General features: G+C 66.1%; 16 protein-coding genes. 2 read left to right on the top strand and 14 right to left on the bottom strand.

Going from position 1 to position 17,203, the window contains the following annotated elements:
- Window positions 1–18 precede the first annotated feature (18 nt).
- From AC3ANU_RS18380 to iolC, 4 genes are read right to left on the bottom strand one after another with little or no spacing between them, the layout of a single operon-like run.
- Window positions 19–1,560 (bottom strand): CoA-acylating methylmalonate-semialdehyde dehydrogenase, encoded by a 1,542-nt coding sequence (locus tag AC3ANU_RS18380; protein ID WP_488315038.1) that lies wholly within the window; start codon window positions 1,558–1,560, stop codon window positions 19–21.
- A 38-nt stretch (window positions 1,561–1,598) separates the two neighbouring features.
- Window positions 1,599–3,527 carry a 3D-(3,5/4)-trihydroxycyclohexane-1,2-dione acylhydrolase (decyclizing) gene (iolD, locus tag AC3ANU_RS18385; protein ID WP_268003350.1) on the bottom strand — a complete coding sequence of 643 codons (1,929 nt, stop codon included), beginning with the start codon at window positions 3,525–3,527 and terminating at the stop codon, window positions 1,599–1,601.
- A 31-nt stretch (window positions 3,528–3,558) separates the two neighbouring features.
- A complete protein-coding gene (locus AC3ANU_RS18390; protein ID WP_488315039.1) occupies window positions 3,559–4,494 on the bottom strand; it encodes a Cgl0159 family (beta/alpha)8-fold protein in 936 nt (311 codons plus the stop codon).
- The gene (iolC, locus tag AC3ANU_RS18395; protein WP_488315040.1) at window positions 4,491–5,495 is read right to left on the bottom strand and encodes a 5-dehydro-2-deoxygluconokinase; all 1,005 of its coding nucleotides are present in this window, start codon (window positions 5,493–5,495) and stop codon (window positions 4,491–4,493) included. The genes AC3ANU_RS18390 and iolC overlap by 4 nt, the downstream gene beginning before the upstream one ends.
- A 381-nt stretch (window positions 5,496–5,876) precedes the next feature.
- On the opposite strand from iolC, the gene AC3ANU_RS18400 reads away from it, so the two are divergent.
- Window positions 5,877–6,236, top strand: a complete 360-nt coding sequence (locus tag AC3ANU_RS18400; RefSeq protein ID WP_488315041.1) for an ArsR/SmtB family transcription factor — start codon at window positions 5,877–5,879, stop codon at window positions 6,234–6,236.
- Window positions 6,236–6,718 carry an SRPBCC family protein gene (locus AC3ANU_RS18405; protein ID WP_018769584.1) on the top strand — a complete coding sequence of 161 codons (483 nt, stop codon included), beginning with the start codon at window positions 6,236–6,238 and terminating at the stop codon, window positions 6,716–6,718. Before AC3ANU_RS18400 ends, AC3ANU_RS18405 begins: the two co-directional genes overlap by 1 nt.
- Here AC3ANU_RS18405 and AC3ANU_RS18410 read toward each other — a convergent pair.
- The 10 genes from AC3ANU_RS18410 to AC3ANU_RS18455 form a co-directional block, all read right to left on the bottom strand.
- Window positions 6,676–7,494: a triose-phosphate isomerase family protein gene (locus tag AC3ANU_RS18410; RefSeq protein ID WP_134165628.1), complete on the bottom strand. Its 819-nt coding sequence runs from the start codon at window positions 7,492–7,494 to the stop codon at window positions 6,676–6,678. The genes AC3ANU_RS18405 and AC3ANU_RS18410 overlap by 43 nt on opposite strands.
- A gap of 29 nt (window positions 7,495–7,523) precedes the next feature.
- The gene (locus AC3ANU_RS18415; RefSeq protein ID WP_018769582.1) at window positions 7,524–8,870 is read right to left on the bottom strand and encodes an MFS transporter; all 1,347 of its coding nucleotides are present in this window, start codon (window positions 8,868–8,870) and stop codon (window positions 7,524–7,526) included.
- A 101-nt stretch (window positions 8,871–8,971) separates the two neighbouring features.
- The gene (locus AC3ANU_RS18420) at window positions 8,972–9,739 is read right to left on the bottom strand and encodes an SDR family NAD(P)-dependent oxidoreductase (RefSeq protein ID WP_018769581.1); all 768 of its coding nucleotides are present in this window, start codon (window positions 9,737–9,739) and stop codon (window positions 8,972–8,974) included.
- A gap of 17 nt (window positions 9,740–9,756) precedes the next feature.
- On the bottom strand, window positions 9,757–10,710 hold the full coding sequence (locus AC3ANU_RS18425) for a 3-hydroxyacyl-CoA dehydrogenase family protein (protein ID WP_488315042.1): 954 nt from the start codon (window positions 10,708–10,710) through the stop codon (window positions 9,757–9,759).
- The gene (locus AC3ANU_RS18430; RefSeq protein WP_488315043.1) at window positions 10,707–11,201 is read right to left on the bottom strand and encodes a ribose-5-phosphate isomerase; all 495 of its coding nucleotides are present in this window, start codon (window positions 11,199–11,201) and stop codon (window positions 10,707–10,709) included. Before AC3ANU_RS18430 ends, AC3ANU_RS18425 begins: the two co-directional genes overlap by 4 nt.
- A 10-nt stretch (window positions 11,202–11,211) precedes the next feature.
- Window positions 11,212–12,933 (bottom strand): dihydroxyacetone kinase subunit DhaL, encoded by a 1,722-nt coding sequence (gene dhaL, locus AC3ANU_RS18435; protein ID WP_056389091.1) that lies wholly within the window; start codon window positions 12,931–12,933, stop codon window positions 11,212–11,214.
- Window positions 12,934–12,979: 46 nt separating this feature from the next.
- Window positions 12,980–13,978: a sugar phosphate isomerase/epimerase family protein gene (locus AC3ANU_RS18440; RefSeq protein WP_488315044.1), complete on the bottom strand. Its 999-nt coding sequence runs from the start codon at window positions 13,976–13,978 to the stop codon at window positions 12,980–12,982.
- A 132-nt stretch (window positions 13,979–14,110) separates the two neighbouring features.
- Window positions 14,111–14,800, bottom strand: a complete 690-nt coding sequence (locus AC3ANU_RS18445) for a GntR family transcriptional regulator (RefSeq protein WP_018769576.1) — start codon at window positions 14,798–14,800, stop codon at window positions 14,111–14,113.
- Between the two features lie 115 nt (window positions 14,801–14,915).
- Entirely contained in the window at window positions 14,916–15,692 is a 777-nt protein-coding gene (locus AC3ANU_RS18450; protein ID WP_018769575.1) for an SDR family NAD(P)-dependent oxidoreductase, read from the bottom strand.
- Window positions 15,693–15,701: 9 nt separating this feature from the next.
- Complete coding sequence (locus AC3ANU_RS18455; RefSeq protein ID WP_026265817.1) at window positions 15,702–17,051, bottom strand: MFS transporter; 1,350 nt, start codon at window positions 17,049–17,051, stop codon at window positions 15,702–15,704.
- Window positions 17,052–17,203: the final 152 nt, after the last annotated feature.

A 17,203-nucleotide genomic window follows, 5' to 3' on the forward strand; every position in this document is an offset into this window, starting at 1 on the left:
GCGTTGTCTCTCTGGGTGTTAGTTGGACGGGAAGTTGTAGGAGGCTTCGGAGGCGTGGTGGGTTTCGGGCCAGCGGGAGGTGACGACTTTGCCGCGGGTGTAGAAGGAGACGCCTTCGGGGCCGTAGATGTGTTTGTCGCCGAAGAGGGATGCTTTCCAGCCGCCGAAGGAGTGGTAGGCCACGGGGACCGGGAGGGGCACGTTGATGCCGATCATGCCGACGGTGACGGAGCGCTGGAACTTGCGGGCGGCGGCGCCGGAGGAGGTGAAGATGGCGGTGCCGTTGCCGTAGGGGTTGGCGTTGATCAGCTTGATGCCGTCTTCGAGGGTGTCGACGCGGACCACGACGAGGACGGGTCCGAAGATCTCTTCCGTGTAAGCCGTCATTTCGGTCTTGACGTGGTCGATCACGGTAGGCCCCACCCAGAAGCCGTCTTCGTGGCCCGGGACCACCAGGTCGCGGCCGTCCACCACCATGGCGGCGCCGGCGGCCTCGGCTTCGGTGACGATCCGTACGATGCGTTCCTTGGAGGCCGGGGTGATGACCGGGCCCATTTCGGCGTCGGGGGCGGTGCCGTTGTTGACCTTCACGGCCAGGGCGCGTTCTTCGACTTTCTTGACCAGCAGGTCGGCGGCGTCCCCGACGGCGACGGCGACGGAGATCGCCATGCAGCGTTCGCCGGCGGAGCCGAAGGCGGCGGCAGCGAGGTGGTCGGCGGCGTTGTCCAGGTCGGCGTCGGGCAGGATGATGGCGTGGTTCTTCGCCCCGCCCAGGGCCTGGACGCGCTTGCCGTGTTTGGTGGCGGTTTCGTGGACGTACTGCGCGATCGGGGTGGACCCGACGAAGGAGATGCCGTCCACGTCCGGGTGGGTCAGGAGCCCGTCGACGGTTTCCTTGTCGCCGTGCAGGACCTGGAACACGCCGTCGGGCAGGCCGGCTTCCTTCCAGAGCTTGGCCAGCAGCAGGGACGCGGAGGGGTCGCGCTCGGAGGGCTTGAGGATGAAGGCGTTGCCGGTGGCGATCGCCATCGGGGCCATCCACAGCGGCACCATGACCGGGAAGTTGAACGGGGTGATGCCGGCGACCACGCCGAGGGGCTCGCGGAAGTTGAACACGTCGATACCGGTGGAGACCTGGTCCGAGTAGTCGCCCTTGAGCAGGGTGGGGATGCCGCAGGCGTACTCGATGACTTCCAGGCCGCGGCCGATTTCGCCCTTGGCGTCGGAGAGGACCTTGCCGTGCTCGGTCGTGATTAGTTCAGCGAGGTCGTCCACGTGGGCGGCGACGAGTTCGCGGAACTTGAACAAGACGGCGGTGCGCTTGGCCAGGGAGATGTCACCCCAGCTGTCGGCAGCCTTCCGGGCGGCGGCGACGGCGGCGTCAAGGTCGGCGCGGTTGGCCAGGCGCAGCTCGCCGGTCACGGCCCCAGTGGCCGGGTTGTACACGGGGGTGGTGCGGTCGCCAGCGCCGGCGGTTTCGGCGCCGTTGATGAAGTGGTTGATCACGGTGGTCTGGGTATCGGTGGTCTGGGTATCGGTGGTCTGGGTGGTGGCAGTCATGGGGACTCTTCCTTGAGGGGGTGGTGTCTGGAGGAGGGTTAGCCGAGCAGTTTGCGCTGGCGGGACTTGTGGTCGACGTAGGTATGGAAGGCCTGCTTGGTGGAATCCAGTTCGGAGACCTGGGAGACGGGGACGTCCCACCAGGACTCGGAGGATGGTGCGTCCAGGAGCGGGTCGGACTCGACATGGATGAGGATGGGCCCGCTGCCCTCGGGGGCGGCCTTGGCGTCGCGGATGGCCTGTTCCAGTTCGGCGATGACTTTCTCGCCGGGTTCGATCCGGATGACCTTCACGCCCAGGGACTCGGCGTTCAGGGCAAGGTCCACCGGCAGGGTGTCCCCTTCGTCGAAGCTGTGCTGTTCTTCGTCCAGGGCCCGGTAGCGGGTGCCGAAGCGCTGCGAGCCCAGGGATTCGGACAGGGAGCCGATGGAGGCGTATCCATGGTTCTGGATCAGGACCACGATCAGTTTGATGCGTTCGGCGACGGCGGTGACCAGTTCGGTGTGCATCATCAGGTAGGAGCCATCCCCCACCATCACCACGACGTCCCGCTGCTCGCCGCCGCGCGCGGCTTCGGCCAGGGCTGCGCGCTTGACCCCGAGGCCTCCGGGGATTTCGTAGCCCATGCAGGAGTAGGCATATTCGACGTGGTAGCCGAACGGGTCCCGGACACGCCACATCTTGTGCAGGTCCCCGGGCAGGGACCCGGCCGCGCAAATCACCACATCCGCAGCGTCCATGGCCCGGTTGGCGGCGCCGATGATTTCGTTCTGTGCCGGCAGCGGGGTGTAGCGGGTGTCAAAGGCCTCGTCCACAGTGGCGTTCCAGCGCTTTTTCTCGGCGGCGACCTTCTGCTCCAGGTCGGCGCCTACCCGGTAGCCGCCCAGTGCTGCGTTGAGCTTGACGAGTGCCTTGCGGGCGTCGGCGACGATCGGCAGCGTGGTGCCGTGCTTGTAGGCGTCGATCGGGGCAACGTTGATGTTGATGAAGCGCACGTCCGGGTTCTGGAACGCTGTGCGTGACGCGGTGGTGAAGTCCTCGTAGCGGGTGCCGATGCCGATGATCAGGTCGGCGTCGGCAGCGATGGCGTTGGCCGCCGTCGTACCGGTGGAGCCGATGGCACCCAGGCTGAACTGGTGGTCCCACGGCAGGACGCCGACGCCGGCCTGGGTGTTGCCTACCGGGATGCCCGTCAGCTGGGCGAGCTTTGCGAGCTCGTCGTTGGCGTAGGCGTAGAGGACGCCGCCGCCGGCGATGATCAGCGGGCGCTTCGCGGCACGGATGGCCGCGGCGGCACGGGCGATGTCGTCGTCGTCCGCGTCGGGGCGGCGGATCCGCCACTCCCGCTCGGCCAGGAACTCCTCGGGGACATCGAACGCCTCGGCCTGGACATCCTGAGGCAGCGAGATGGTTACGGCGCCGGTCTCCGCCGGATCCGTCAGGACACGCAGGCCGTGGTGGAACGCGGAGAACAGCTGTTCCGGGCGGGTGACGCGGTCGAAGAACTTGGACAGTGGCCGGAAGGCGTCATTAACGGTGATGTCGTAGGCGTAGGGCTGTTCGAGCTGCTGCAGCACGGGGTCTGCCGCGCGGGTGGCGAACGTGTCGCTGGGCAGCAGCAGCACCGGCAGCCGGTTCGTCGTGGCCAAAGCGGCACCGGTCAGCAGGTTGGAGGACCCCGGGCCGATCGAGGTGCTGATGGCGAAGGTCTGGCGGCGGCGGGTATGCCGGGCATACCCCACGGCCTGGTGCGCCTGGGCCTGTTCGTTCCGGCCCTGGTAGTACGGCATGATGGCCGGGTCCAGCTGCTGGTACTGCTTCAGGGCCTGCCCCACACCGGCAACGTTACCGTGCCCGAAGATACCGAACGTGCCGGGGATGAGCCGCTCCCGGTAGTCCACACCGCCCACCTTGTCGACGGTGTATTGCTTGGACAGGTATTCGACGACGGCCTGGGCCACCGTCATCCTGCGCGTTCCTGTTGTGTCCATGGGGAGGCTACTCCGATACTTCCGTGGTGTGGTTCAGCAGTGAGGCGGCCGTGGCCACGGCACCGGCAACATCGCCGTCGGCCGGGTACAGGAGCGTCCGGCCAACAGTGAGGCCCTGGACGCCCGGGAGCGCCAGTGCCGCCTGCCAGGACGCAAAGACCTCGTCCTGGGACCCATCCGGGTCTCCGCCCAGCAGGACGGTGGGCATGGTGGTGGCGGCCATGACGCGTTCCATCTCCGCCACGACGGGAAGCTTCATCCAGGTGTAGGCGCTGGTGGAGCCCAGCGCCTCTGCGATGGCGATGGACTTGATCACGGCGTTGGTGGACAGATCGTTGCGGACGCGGCCGTTTTCCCGGACCGACAGGAACGGTTCCACCATGGCAATCAGCTTGCGCTCCGCCAGCGAATCGATGGCCTTCGCGGTCGCTTCCAGGGTGGCCACGGTGTCGGGGTCGCCCAGGCAGATGCGGGTGAGCATCTTGCCGCCGTCAGCACCCAGGGCCTCCAGAGCGGCGGCGGTGTGGCCGGTGAAGCGGTCATCGAACTCGTTGACCAGCCCGGAGAGGCCGCCGCGGTTCATGGAACCGAAGACCAGCTTGCCGTCCAGGGCGCCCAGCAGCAGCAGGTCGTCCATGATGTCCGGGGACGCCAGGACACCGTCGACGGCGGGGTTGGCCAGGGCGATCTGCAGCCGGTCCAGCAGCTGACGCCGGTCAGCCATGGCCACGGGGTCGCTGCCGACGGCAAGGGCGCCGCGGGCGGGGTGGTCGGCGGCGACGATGAAGTTCTGCCGCCCCGACTTCAGGCCGGGGTGGCGCCGGCGGGACTTGGCCGCCCGGGCCACGGCACCAGGGTCTTCCAGCCGTATAGTGCTCAGGTGCTCATAGCGGCGCGGATCGTCGTCCACAGCGTTGTTGGAAGCAAGAGAGGTGAGGGTCACAGTGCTGCTCCTTCGGGAATCGAGGCGCCCGGAACCGCGCGGCCGCGTTCGGCCAGCAGCGAGGTGACCTCCTCCGGCGTCGGCATGGCGTCGGCGCAGGAAAGGCGTGAGGCGACGATGGCGCCGGCGGCGTTGGCGTAGTCCAGGACCTGTGCCAGCGGCCAGCCGGAGAGGAGTCCGTGGCAGAAGGCGCCGCCAAAGGAGTCGCCGGCACCCAAGCCGTTGAGGGTTTCCACCGGGACGGGCGCGGAGACCACGCGTTCGGTGCGGGTCTTGGCCATCACGCCTTCGGGGCCGAGCTTGACGACGGCGATTTCCACGCCGGCAGCGAGCAGGCGGTCCGCCTGCTCATCGGGAGTCCCCTCGCCGACTGCCACGGCACATTCCTTGTCGTTGCCGATCGCGACCGTGACGTGCGGCAGGACCTTGGCAACCTCGGCCCGGGCCTCCTCCTCGGAAGCCCAGAACATCGGCCGGTAATCCAGGTCCAGGATGGTGAACTGGCCCTCAGCCAGCCCGGTCCGCGGCCGCGCCTCATGCGCGGCAATGTGCGCTGATCGCGAGGGCTCCTGGCACAGGCCGGTCACCGTGGACCAAAAGATCCCGGCCTCACGGATGGCGTCCAGGTCCAGCTCTTCAGCCTTGATCTGCAGGTCCGGCGCCGTGGGGAACCGGCCGTAGAAGTACAGCGGGAACTCGTCCGTGGCCGGCTTGATCGCGCAGAAGGTCACCGCCGTGGGCCAGTCCTTCACCGGGGTAACAAAGGCGTCATCGACGTTGAACTTGCGCAGCTCGCGGTGCAGGTAGGCGCCGAACGGATCATCCCCGGTCCGGGTAATGACCCCGGTGCGGCGTCCGTGGCGGGCGGCGGCAACAGCGACGTTGGACGGTGAACCGCCAAGGTATTTGCCGAAGGAACTAACGTCCTCCAGGCCAACCCCGATGTCGTTCGGGTAGATATCAACGCTGATGCGCCCGATCGTAAGAAGCTCGTGGGTCACGGGAATCGTGGACCTTTCTGGTGTGGAACGCGGATCCTTCGAGGGGCAGGAGTTCCGGGACTGGCAGGCCGTGGCGTGGGCCACAGGCACTACTTTGCCTTAGATCCAATGTCCTGTCAAAGGTTTGTACTGACATACTGACAACTGATGCTGCCGGGCGCCGCGGTCCCAATATTGCGGGTGCCGGAACTACTTTCTAGCGACGGCCAACTCTCCCGTACGTACTGCGCGCAGCCGAAGCCGAAGGACCAGCCACCGGCGCTGTTTTCCACGTAGCCGAAATCCCGGATGACGCGGGGTCTTGAATCGTCACCCTGGGACTCCTATGCTTAAACAACTCAAAGGTTGATAAACCTGGAGGTTGATTAGAAACGGGCAGCAATGAACCCTGAAAGTGCGGCATTGGACTCGGCCTTCATGGCCCTGGCAGATCCCGTGCGGAGGAGCATCATCGCCCGGCTCAGCCGGGGCCCGGCAACAGTGAACGAATTGGCAGAACCGTTCGAGATCTCCAAGCAGGCGGTCTCGAAACACATCCAGGTACTCGAGCAGGCAGCGCTGGTGACCCGAAGCAGGGATGCACAGCGCAGGCCCGTCCACCTGAACCCGGCGCGGCTTGAGGAGCTGACCGCCTGGATTGACCGGTACCGGTTGGTCCGCGAAGGCCAGTTCCGCAGCCTCGACGCCGTTCTTAGGTCAAACGCTGCGGACAGCGGCGACAAATCCTCCAAGGAGTCATGATGAGCAATTCCCTGAAACTCAGCGTTCCTGAGGGCGTCCCCTTCATCGATTACGAGCGCGAGTTTGATTTCCCGGTGGCGGACGTGTTCCGCGCCCACAAAGAACCGGACCTGATTGTCCAGTGGCTGGGCCCGCGGGGCTTGAAAATGGAGATCGACCACTACGATTTCCGCACCGGCGGCAGCTACCGCTACCTGCACACAGGACCGGACGGTGTGGCCTACGAGTTCAAGGGCATCTTCCACACCGTCCGGGACAACGAATTCGCCATCCAGACCTTTGAGTTCGGCGGATACCCGGATGTGGTCAGCCTGGACTTCATGACGTTTGAGGACCTGGGCAACGGAAGGACCCGGTTGCGGGGCCACTCCGTCTACCCAAGCCAGGAGGCGCGCGACGGCATGGCCCAGTCCGGGATGGAGGGCGGCCTGAGCGAGGGCTACGAGCGGCTGGAGGAATTGCTGGCCGGGGCGCGGGTCTGAGCCAGGGCGAGGGCTTCGTCCAGCACGCGGCCAAGGTTGGCGGCGTCGTGCGCAAAACGGCCCAGGAAGAGTCCGTCCGCTGCGGGAAGCTGCGGCAGCAGCCCTGGCCCGGCACTGCCGCCATAAATCAGGGGGCAGTCCGGGCCCAGTGCGGCCCGGAGCAGGGTCAACACGGAGTTGATGTGCTGCGGCGGGGCGGGTGCAGGAGCACCGATAGCCCATACGGGTTCATAGGCCAGGACCAGGCAGCTTAGGAGGCTGGCGTCACCGCCAGTAGCGGCGTGGACCTGCCGCACGCAAAAGTCGGCGGCAGCACCGGCGTCGAGCCTGTCCGGCTCACCGATGCAAAGCAGCGGGGTAAGGGAACTGTCGACGGCGGCACGCACCTTGCGTGCCACCACGGCGTCGTCCTCGGCGAACAGGCTGCGGCGTTCCGCGTGGCCGATCTCGACGAGCTGGACGCCCAGTTCGGCCAGCATGCCGGGGCTGACTTCACCGGTGAGGGGCCCGTCCCCCCAGGCGCAGTTCTGGGCGCCGAGCAGGACGGGTGAGCCGGCCAGGATCCGTGTGGCCGGCTCCAGGACGGGGAAGGAAGGGATGACGAAGACCCGGACCGGTGCGTCCTTGGCGGAATGCGCACCCAGCCCGGGCCTTTCGTCCACAACGGAGCGCACCTCCGACAGCCAGCGCAGGCTTGCCTGGTAACCCAGGTACATTTTGGTGCTGACGCCGATGTGGACGGTGCCGTTGCCTGTGCTGCTGCCGGAGGTGCGCATGAAGTTCCTTGCGATGTGTTGTGACGGGCTCAGTCGAGCAGGTCGTCGGCCTTGTTCTTGAACCGCTTGGTGGCGTACATCATTGCGGCGGCCACGAAGGGCAGGACGCCCAGGGCGTACACACCCATGGATCCGGTGGGCGAGTGCGTGGCCTCGTTGACGGCGGTCCGCAGGATCGGGGCCACAAAGCCGCCCAGGTTGCCCAGCGAGTTGATCAGGCCGATGCCCGCCGCTGCTGCGGATCCGGCGAGGAACGCGGTTGGGTAGGACCAGACCACCGGACCGACGGCGAGGAAGCTGCAGACTGCCAGGGTTATGAAGATCATGCCCAGGACCGGCTGGTGGTTGGTTCCCGCCCAAGCCGAGCCGAAGATGCACAGGCCGGTGGAGAGAAACAGGATGGTGCCGAACTTCCGCCGCTTGGCAACGGTGTTAGCCGCCCGGCCGATGAAGTAGCAGGAGAAGATGCCGAAGAACCACGGGACCGCGATCAGCAGGCCGACGGCGAGGCCCACTTTCTGCCCGGTCAGGGACGACACCTGCTGCGGCAGGAAGAACGTCACGCCATAGACGGCGATCTGCAGGCAGAAGTAGATGGCGGTGAAGTACCAGACCCGGCCGTTGCGCATGGCGGCGAGGATGCCGCGGGGGCCGGTCTGGTCCTTGATGTTGTCTTCCAGTGCCATGACTTCCTTGAGCGCGTACTTCTCCTCCCGGCTGAGGAACTTGGCCTTTTCGGGACCGTTGATCAGGAAGAAGAAGGCGGCGATGCCGGCCAGGACTGCGAGCAGGCCCTCGACGAAGAACATGACCTGCCAGCCGCGCAGGCCCGGCACCTGGTCGCCGATGTTGATCAGCCAGCCGGAGAGGGGGTTGCCGATCATCTGGGAGAACGGCTGGGCCAGGTAGAAGATGGCGAACATCTGGACGCGCACCTTGTTGGGGAACCATTCGGCCAGGTACATGATCACGCCGGGGAACAGGCCGGCCTCGGTCACGCCGAGGAGGAAACGCAGGATCACGAACGAGGTCTCGCCCTGGACGAAGGCGAAGCACGCCGAAACGATGCCCCAGGTGATGGCGATGCGCGCCAGCCAGATCTTGGCGCCGACCTTCTTGAGCAGCAGGTTGCTGGGGATCTCGAAGATCGCGTAGCCAATGAAGAAGATGCCGGCGCCCAGGGCGAAGGCTGCGGCGGACACTCCTTTGTCCGCCCCGAGGGCCGCCTCGGCAAAGCCGACGTTGGTGCGGTCCAGGAACGAAACGACGTACAGGATGACCAGCATCGGCATGAGCCGGCGGGCCGCCTTGAAGATCGCGGACTTCAGGACCGGACGGGCCAGAAGTTCCTTGGATGTTGCGGTGGTTTCGGACACAACACTCTCCTTCGAGTGGTGACGTGGTGGTTTCCGCGGGCCGGCGGCCCGCATGTTGGTGGTGGCTCCGGTCTTCGTGATGCGAAGGGAAACGGAGGCCGTCAGTGCATGTACAGTCCGCCGTCGACGTTCAGCGTCTGGCCGGAGATATACCCGGCGTCCTCGCCAATCAGGAAATGGATGGCGGCAGCGATGTCGCGCGTGTTGCCCACGCGGTTCACCACCAGGTCCTTGACCAGCTCGTCCTTGCGTTCCTCGCTCAGGGTGCCGCCCATGATGTCGGTGTCGATCGGCCCGGGCGAGATGGCGTTGACAGTGATGTCGTACTCCCCCAGTTCACGGGCGGTGGCGCGGGTCAGGCCGATGACGCCGGCCTTGGCCACGGAGTACGGGGTCTTGCTGAAGGTTCCGCCACCGCGCTGGGCGGAGACGGAGGAAATGTTCACAATCCGGCCCAGCTGGTTCTTGACCATCGATTCGGCGGCACGGCGGGTGGCGTAGTGGACGCCGTTCAAGTTGATGCTGAGTACCCGGTCCCATTCGGCGGCGTCCAGTTCCAGGTACGGCACCGGGGAGCTGACGCCCGCGATGTTGGCCAGGGCCACCAGCTGCGGAAGTTCGGCCTCGATCTCGTCGATGGCCGCCCGGACCGACGCTTCGTTGCTGACGTCTGCGCCTGCTCCGTGGGCCTTGATTCCGTACTTTTCGGCCAGCTCCTTGGCCACGGCCTTGGTGGCGGCGTCATCGATGTCGATCACGCCGATGTTCCAGCCGCGCTCTGCCAGGTAGTCTGCGGTGGCCCGGCCGATGCCGCGTTCGGAGACAGCGCCGGTAACGATCACCGTGCGGTCTGTGGGAAATGCTGTCATGGAGGTGTTCCTTCGGATCAGGAAAGCGGGGCAGGGCCCAGCTCTTCGATGAGCTTCTGCATGGCGACGTACGCCTTGTTCCGGTAGGCAACCAGGGCTGCGGTCCGGTCTGCGGGGACGTCAAGGAAGCCGGAACCGGTCTTGGTGCCCAGCTGGCCGGCGTCGACCTTTTCCTGCAGGATCTTGGGGGTGGCGAACCGCTCCGGGAACCCGGTCTGGAGGGACTTGTAGCAGAACGCATATACGTCCAGGCCCGCCATGTCGGCGATCGCAAACGGCCCGAAGAACGGCAGACGGAAGCCGAAGGTGGTGCGCACCAGGGTGTCCACGTCCTCCGCGGTGGCGATGCCTTCCTCCACCACTTGGGCTGCCTCGTGGAACAGGGCGTACTGGAGCCGGTTGAGCACGAAGCCGGTCACGTCCTTGACGGTGGCTGTTTCCTTGCCGGTCTCCCCCACGATGGTGCGGGCCGCCTGGATGGTGGCCTCGGAGGTGCCCTCGTGCGGGATGACTTCCACGCCGGGAATGAATGGTGCCGGGTTGGAGAAGTGGACGCCCAGGAAGCGCTCCGGGTTGTCCACCACCTCGGCCAGCTTGGCGATGGAAATGGTGGAGGTGTTGGAACCAATGATGGCCTCGGGGCGGGCGGCGGCGCTGATCCTGCCCAGGGTGGCGTGCTTGATCTCCAGGATCTCCGGCACTGCCTCCTCGATGTACTCGGCGCCGGCCACGGCTTCTTCGATGTCCTTGGCTGCCCAGAGGTTTTCCTTGAGCAGGTCGGTGGCGTTGGCCGGGAACAGGCCGGCGGCGACGAACTCGTCGGACTCCTTCAGGAGCCGTTCGTAGTTGCTTTGCGCGATTTCAGCGGAGACGTCGGCGAGTGCCACGCGGGCTCCTGCGAGTGCCAGGACCTGGGCGATCCCGCCGCCCATATAGCCTGAGCCGACGACGGCGATGTTGCGGTTGCTCATTTGTCTTCAAGTCCTTCCGACGCGTCCTCGTAGGAGGAGATTGCGTCTACTTTGGCCGCGGATGGGGAGTCTTCATCGAAGCGGTGGTCAAGCCACTCGCCCACCAGTTTCTTGGCCAGTTCCAGGCCGATGACGCGCTGGCCCATGGTCAGCACCTGGGCGTTGTTGGACAGCACGGAACGCTCCACTGAGTAGCTGTCGTGTGCTGTGACGGCCCGGATGCCGGGAACCTTGTTGGCCGAGATGGCCACGCCGAGGCCGGTTCCGCAGATCAGCAGGGCACGGTCCGCCTCTCCGGCTGCGACCTTGCGGGCTGCGGCGACAGCAAGGTGCGGATAGGCAGTAGCGTCGTCGGCGCCCACGCCCACGTCCTCCACCGAGGCGACCCGGGGGTCTGCCTCCAGCATCTCGCGCAGCGCGTTCTTGTATTCGACGCCGGCTTCGTCATTGCCGACGACGATGCGCCAGCCTTGCTGGGTGTGTTCGGTCATGCGATTCTCCTTAGTGGCTTTCGATGGTGGCGGCGTACTCGGCCACCCTGCGGGCAATGAGGCCGAACGAAACGGCGCCGGGATCCGGGTGGCCCAGGCTCTTCTCGGCCAACGGGCGCGCCCGGCCTTTCCTGGGGCTGAGTCCGGCAGTCGCGTCAGCGGCCTCGGCGGCGGCCTCCGCTGCCGCACGAAGGCTGCCGGCCAGGCTGCCGCCGTCGTCAATTGCTTTGGTGAAGGTCTCGGCGAACGGAAGGAGCGCGTCCACCATGGTCTTGTCTCCCGCCTCGGCCTTGCCCAAGGTGACAATGGCGTCGCGGAGGGCATTGACGGCCGCCGCTGCGTCGGCCGCGGTGTAGGCGTCCTTGCTGCCCAGGGTCCTGCCGACGGCGGTGACCGCCGCGCCCCAAAGGGCCCCGGAGGTACCGCCGGCACGCTCGGCCCACTGCTCCCCCGCCGCCGCAAGCACTTCCTCCAGGCCGGCACCGCCGGCATGGGACTTCTCCGCGGCAGCAACGGCAGCATCCACTCCGCGGCGCATTCCGATGCCGTGGTCGCCGTCCCCGGCGATGGCATCCAGCTTCCCGAGTGCCTCCTCGTGTTCGACGACGACGGACCGGGCTTCCTTCAACACTCCCACCGCCGTGGCAGCCAGCGCGGTGGACGCCGGCGTGGCTGCCAGCCCCGGCGTCGTGGCCGCCTCGGCCAGGGACTCGACGGCCCGGGCCCGGCGCGGGGCCAGGTTGCCCTTGCGGAAGGCGGGGGTGTCAGCCGGCGCGGCCCAGAACTTCTCCAGTTCCGCATCCAGCCAGAACAGCGTCAATGACAGGCCGGACATGTCCAGGCTGGTCACCAGTTCACCGCACTCCGGCTCAACGATCTCGAGTCCGGCAGCGGTGAGCAGAGCCTCGATCTTGCCGAACAACAGGAAGAGTTCGTCGTACTTGACTGTTCCCAGTCCGTTGAGGATGGGCACTAACCGGCGGCCTGCGGTTTCCGGCTTGTCCTTCAAAAGCCCGTCCACCAACAGCTTGGCCAGTTCACTGGCACTGGGCAGGGGCAGGTCTGAAATCCCCGGTTCGCCGTGAATGCCCAGTCCCACGGACATCATGCCTTCCGGCACGGTGAAGAGGGGCTCGGATGCTCCGGGGAGGGTGCAGCCGGCGAACGCCACGCCCAGCGAACGGGTGTGGTGGTTGGCCTTGATGGCAAGCCGCTCCACCTCATCCAGGTCCAGCCCGGCCTCTGCCGCCGCGCCGGCAACCTTGAAGACCGTCAGGTCGCCGGCGATGCCGCGGCGCTTGCCGATCTCCTCGAGGGGCGCGCTGGCGATGTCGTCAGTCACCAGGACGGTGCGGGTTTCGATGCCCTCAGCGTTCAGCTTCTCCTGGGCCTGGCCGAAGTGGAGCACATCGCCGGCGTAGTTGCCGTAGCTCAGGAGGACGCCGCCGCCGGTCTGGGATGCCTTGGCCACGCGGTACACCTGCCCGGCGGAGGGGGAAGCGAACATGTTGCCGCAGGCGCTTCCGGCGGCGAGCCCTGCCCCCACCAGGCCGGCGAAGGCGGGGTAATGGCCGGAACCGCCGCCAATGACCACTGCCACCTGGCCCTCTGGTGTTTCGGTGGAACGGACAACGCCGCCGTCGACTCGCGCCACATACTTGCGGTTGGCGGCCACGAAACCGTCGAGGGCGTCGTCTGCGAACTGCGCTGGATCGTCAAATATCTTTGTCATGATTCCTCGTTGAACCGGTTGGATCGGTTGGGAAGCCTGCCGTGGCTTAGCGTGCGGGGACAGCCGCCGGGGCCTGCCGGCCCTGCGCTACCATGCTGGTGCCCAGGGTGTAGCCATCGCGCTTGGGCAGGACCTGGCGGCGCAGGTAGTCCTGGTTGGCGGCGGTGACGCTCAGGCCGTCGCCGCCGTAGTGCTCGGTGCAGATGATGCCCTGGAAGCCCACCGAGATGGCGAACTGGAAGGCCTCGCGGTAGCTGATGAGGCCGGATTCCATGGGCGCCGGCATGGCGACGTAGTGGTTCCGGGCCTGGTCCTCGTCGCGGATGTAGTTCTTGACGTGCCAGTAGTTGGAGTAGGGCAGCGTCTTGTGCACCAGTTCGCGCCAGTCTTCGATGGGGCGGTGCAGGCGGATCAGGTTGCCCAGGTCGGGGTTCAGTCCAACGTTGGGCAGGTCGATGTCCTGGACGAGCTGCACGGAGGAGTCAGCAGTGCCGAGGTACGTGTCCTCGTACATCTCCAGGGACACCAGGAGGCCGAGTTCAGCGGCGTGCTTGCCGACCTCCCGGATGCGGGTGACGGCGTTGTTCCAGGTTTCCTTGTCCGCTACCGGGTCCTTGTGGCCTTCAACGGTCCAGAACCAGAGCTGTTTCTGCTGCTCCGGGGTGATGGCCTGGTGCAGGCCGATGGAGACGACCTCGCAACCGAGCTGCGCAGCGGCGTCGATGGTCCGGTGGGTGTAGGCCAGGTTTTCCTCCCACTTGCCTTCCTCAATCACGCTGCGGCGGATGGCGGAGATGGAGGGAAGCCCGAGGCCGGCGGCACTGGCCGCGGCCTTCAGTTCGTCCAGACGGGCGCTTGAGAGATCGCCCGGCCGCACCCAGCTGTCGGTGAGGTCGGCGTTGCTGAAGCCGGCGTCTGCGACTTCTTCAAAGACCTGCTGCCAGTCGCTGGCGGGGGCCTCCTGGGCGGTGGTCCCGTCCGGCTTTGTTCCCGGGAACTGCAGCAGGGCAGCAGCGATGGGCCAGTTTTCAGCGGTGTACGGCATTGTCACTCCAAATTTAGAATCGCATTTCCTATAGGATCTACGCTATTCGAGGCCCTGTCAAGGGCCTCTCTGTTCCTCCCGGGCGGAGGTTGGTGAAAAAGTCGGGCCATATTGGGCCCATGGGCGTGCGTGCTAGCTGCGCACTTCGCTGTCGTGCTGCGAGCGCTGCTTGACGCCTTCGATGTGGTCGATCATTTTCTGCCGGGCAAGATCGGCGTCGCCGGTCTCGAAGGCTTTGAGGATCTCGGTGTGCTCGGCAATGGCGTAGTCGGCATCGGTCACGCCCAGGCCGCCAAAGAAGCGGAAGCGCTGCACCTGCCCACCCAGGGCGTTGTATGCGGACAGCAGGAACTGGTTGTCAGCGGACTCGGCGATGAGCCGGTGGAACCGTTCATCGGCTTCCCAGTAGGCGCGGAACTCCGTGAAGGATGGACCGCGCGGGGCTGCCTTGAGGTCCTCGATGGCCTGCTCCAGCTGCCCGGTCAGTTCCGGGTCAGCATGCTTGCAGGCCATGAAGGCATTGGCCGGTTCGATCACCAGGCGGGCGTCCATCAGGTCGGCCAGTTCTTCCGGGGAGAACAGCGGTGCCACACGGTAGCCGCGCAGGGCCATCCTCCGCACCATCCCGGTCGCTTCCAGCCGGGCGAGCGCTTCGCGCACCGGCGTCGGGGAAACGTCCAGCTCCCTGGCCATCCCGTCGATGCTGACCGGGGTTCCCGCCTCCAGCCGGCCGTCCATCAGGGCAACAAGAAGCGCTTCGTAAACGTGGTCGGCGAGGACCTGCCTGCTCACGCCGCCGGAGGCCTGGTTCTTGGTTGCCATGTAGAAATCCTATAGCCGGAAAATGTGCGGGAGCGCGTGGGATGGGGTGTCCCCGGACACGTCCCGCTGGTGCCGTACGGCCGGCAGGCAGCACTGCACCAGCGGAAACCGGTGGTCAGGAAACCTGCAGGCCGCCGTTGATGTCGTAGGTGGCGGCAGTAATGTAGCCGGCGTCCTCGCTGAGCAGGAATGCGATCAGCGCCGCCACTTCCTCCCGGGTTCCCACCCGACCCATCATGATGCCCTCGGACATCTGGGCCTTGCGCTCGTCCGTCAACGTTCCGCCCATGATGTCAGTGTCGATCGGACCGGGGGCGATGGCGTTCACGGTGATGTTGTGTTCACCCACTTCACGGGCCAGCGCACGGGTGAAACCGAGGATGCCGGCTTTCGAGGCGCTGTAGGCCACCTTGGAGTAGGTGCCGCCGCCACGCTGGGCCGAGATGGAGGAGATGCTGACGATCCTCCCGAGTTCGCGCTCGATCATGCCCCTGAGGACCCGCTGGGAAACAAGGAAGGTGCCGCGCATGTTGATGGCGAAGACCTTGTCCCATTCGGCCACCGTGGTCTCCATGAAGGGGGTGGGTGAGCTGATTCCGGCCAGGTTGACCAGTCCGACGATGGGCGGAAGCGCCTCCTCAATTTCCGTGATGGCGCGGTCAACCGATGCCTCGTCGGAGACGTCGGCGCCCACGCCGATGGCCTTGACGGCACGGCTGGAGCCGATTTCGGCAGCCGCGGCCTTCGCGTCTTCGGCATTGATGTCCAGGATGGCGATGGACCAGCCCTCGCTGGCCAGCCGGTCAGCGGTTGCCCGGCCAATGCCGCGGGCAGATGCTGCCCCGGTGAGGACAGCGGTGCGCTCTGCGGGGAAGGTGTGCTGTGTAGTCATTGATGCGTCCTAGTGGGTTTCGGCGGCAGGAACTGTGACCCCGGGGGCGGAGACACCCTCCGGCCGCTTGCGTGCGTAAAGGTAGGTGGCGGCGGCGGTCACGGCGAGGCAGGCGGCCAGGAAGACCAGCCCGCTCTGGCTGTTTCCGGTGGCGTCCTTGAGGATGCCCACGATGTAGGGCGCCACGAAGCCGCCCAGGTTGCCAAGGGAGTTGACCATGGCGAGGCCGGCGGCGGCTGCAGCACCGGTGAGGGCTGCGGAGGGCATGGCAAGGAACGGCGCGATGGCGGAGTAGATGCCCATGGCCGCGAGGGTCAGGAACACCATGGCGAGCACGGCATTGACCGGCAGCAGGTAGCCTGCGCCCAGGAGGCCGACGGCGGCGAGCACCATGCTCATGCTGGCATGCCATACCCGGTTGCCGGTGCGGTCTGAGCGCTTGCTCCAGAAGTAGACGAAGACGGCAGCGATGGCGTACGGGATGAAGACGATGAAGCCCACCTGGGTCGAGTCGAACTTGCCCAGCGCCTTGACGATGGTGGGCAGCCAGAGGCCCAGGCCGTAGATGCCGCATACCAGGCCGAAGTACAGGGCCGAGTATGCGATGGTGCGGGGGTCCTTCAATCCGGCAAGGAAGTTGTGGTTGCCGGACTTCTGCTTGTGGGCCAGTTCGGCGCTCATGGTGTTGGAGAGCCACTCACGCTCTTCCGGCTTGAGCCACTTGGCGTGTTCGGGCCGGTCCGTCATGACGAAGGGGGTGATGATGCCCAACAGGATGGCGGGAATGCCTTCCAGGATGTAGAGCCACTGCCAGCCGTGCAGGCCTGCCACGCCCTCCAGGTTCAGGAGCATGCCGGACACCGGGGCGCCGAGGGCGTTGGAGATGGGCTGGGCCAGGATGAAGATGCCCAGCACCGTCACGCGCTGCGCCGCGGGGAACCACAGGGTCAGGTAGAAGAGGATGGCCGGGAAGAAGCCTGCCTCGGCGGCTCCGAGGAGGAAGCGGATGATGTAGAACGTCGCTTCACCGTTCACCAGGAACATGGCGGTGGCAAAGATGCCCCAGCTGATGAGGATGCGGGCGATCCACTTGCGGGCGCCATAGCGGTACATGCCGCCGTTCGACGGGATCTCAAGCAGTGCGTAGCCGAGGAAGAAGATGCCGGCGCCCAGGCCGTAGGCGGCCTCGGTCAGTCCGATGTCCCCCTGCATGCCGAGCTTGGCGAAACCAACGTTGTTCCGGTCCAGGTAGGCAATGAAGTACAGGAGGACGATCAGGGGCATGAGCCTCCGACGAACCTTGCGGAGGGTGGTCTCGCCCAACTCGCTGAGAGCGGGGGCAGCAGCACGGGAGGTCATCGCAGGCCTCCCAGGGTGGTGTGGGGACCCTCGAAAAGGGAATGCGCGCGCATGACGACTCCTTTGGCTGGCGGCATTTTTTGGGGGTGATATCAGATGTCTGATGTCTGTAGGAGATTCTAATCACAGGGGACGGGAGCGTCAACACGGCT

The sequence above is a fragment of the Arthrobacter sp. SDR-2R genome, from assembly GCF_057747955.1.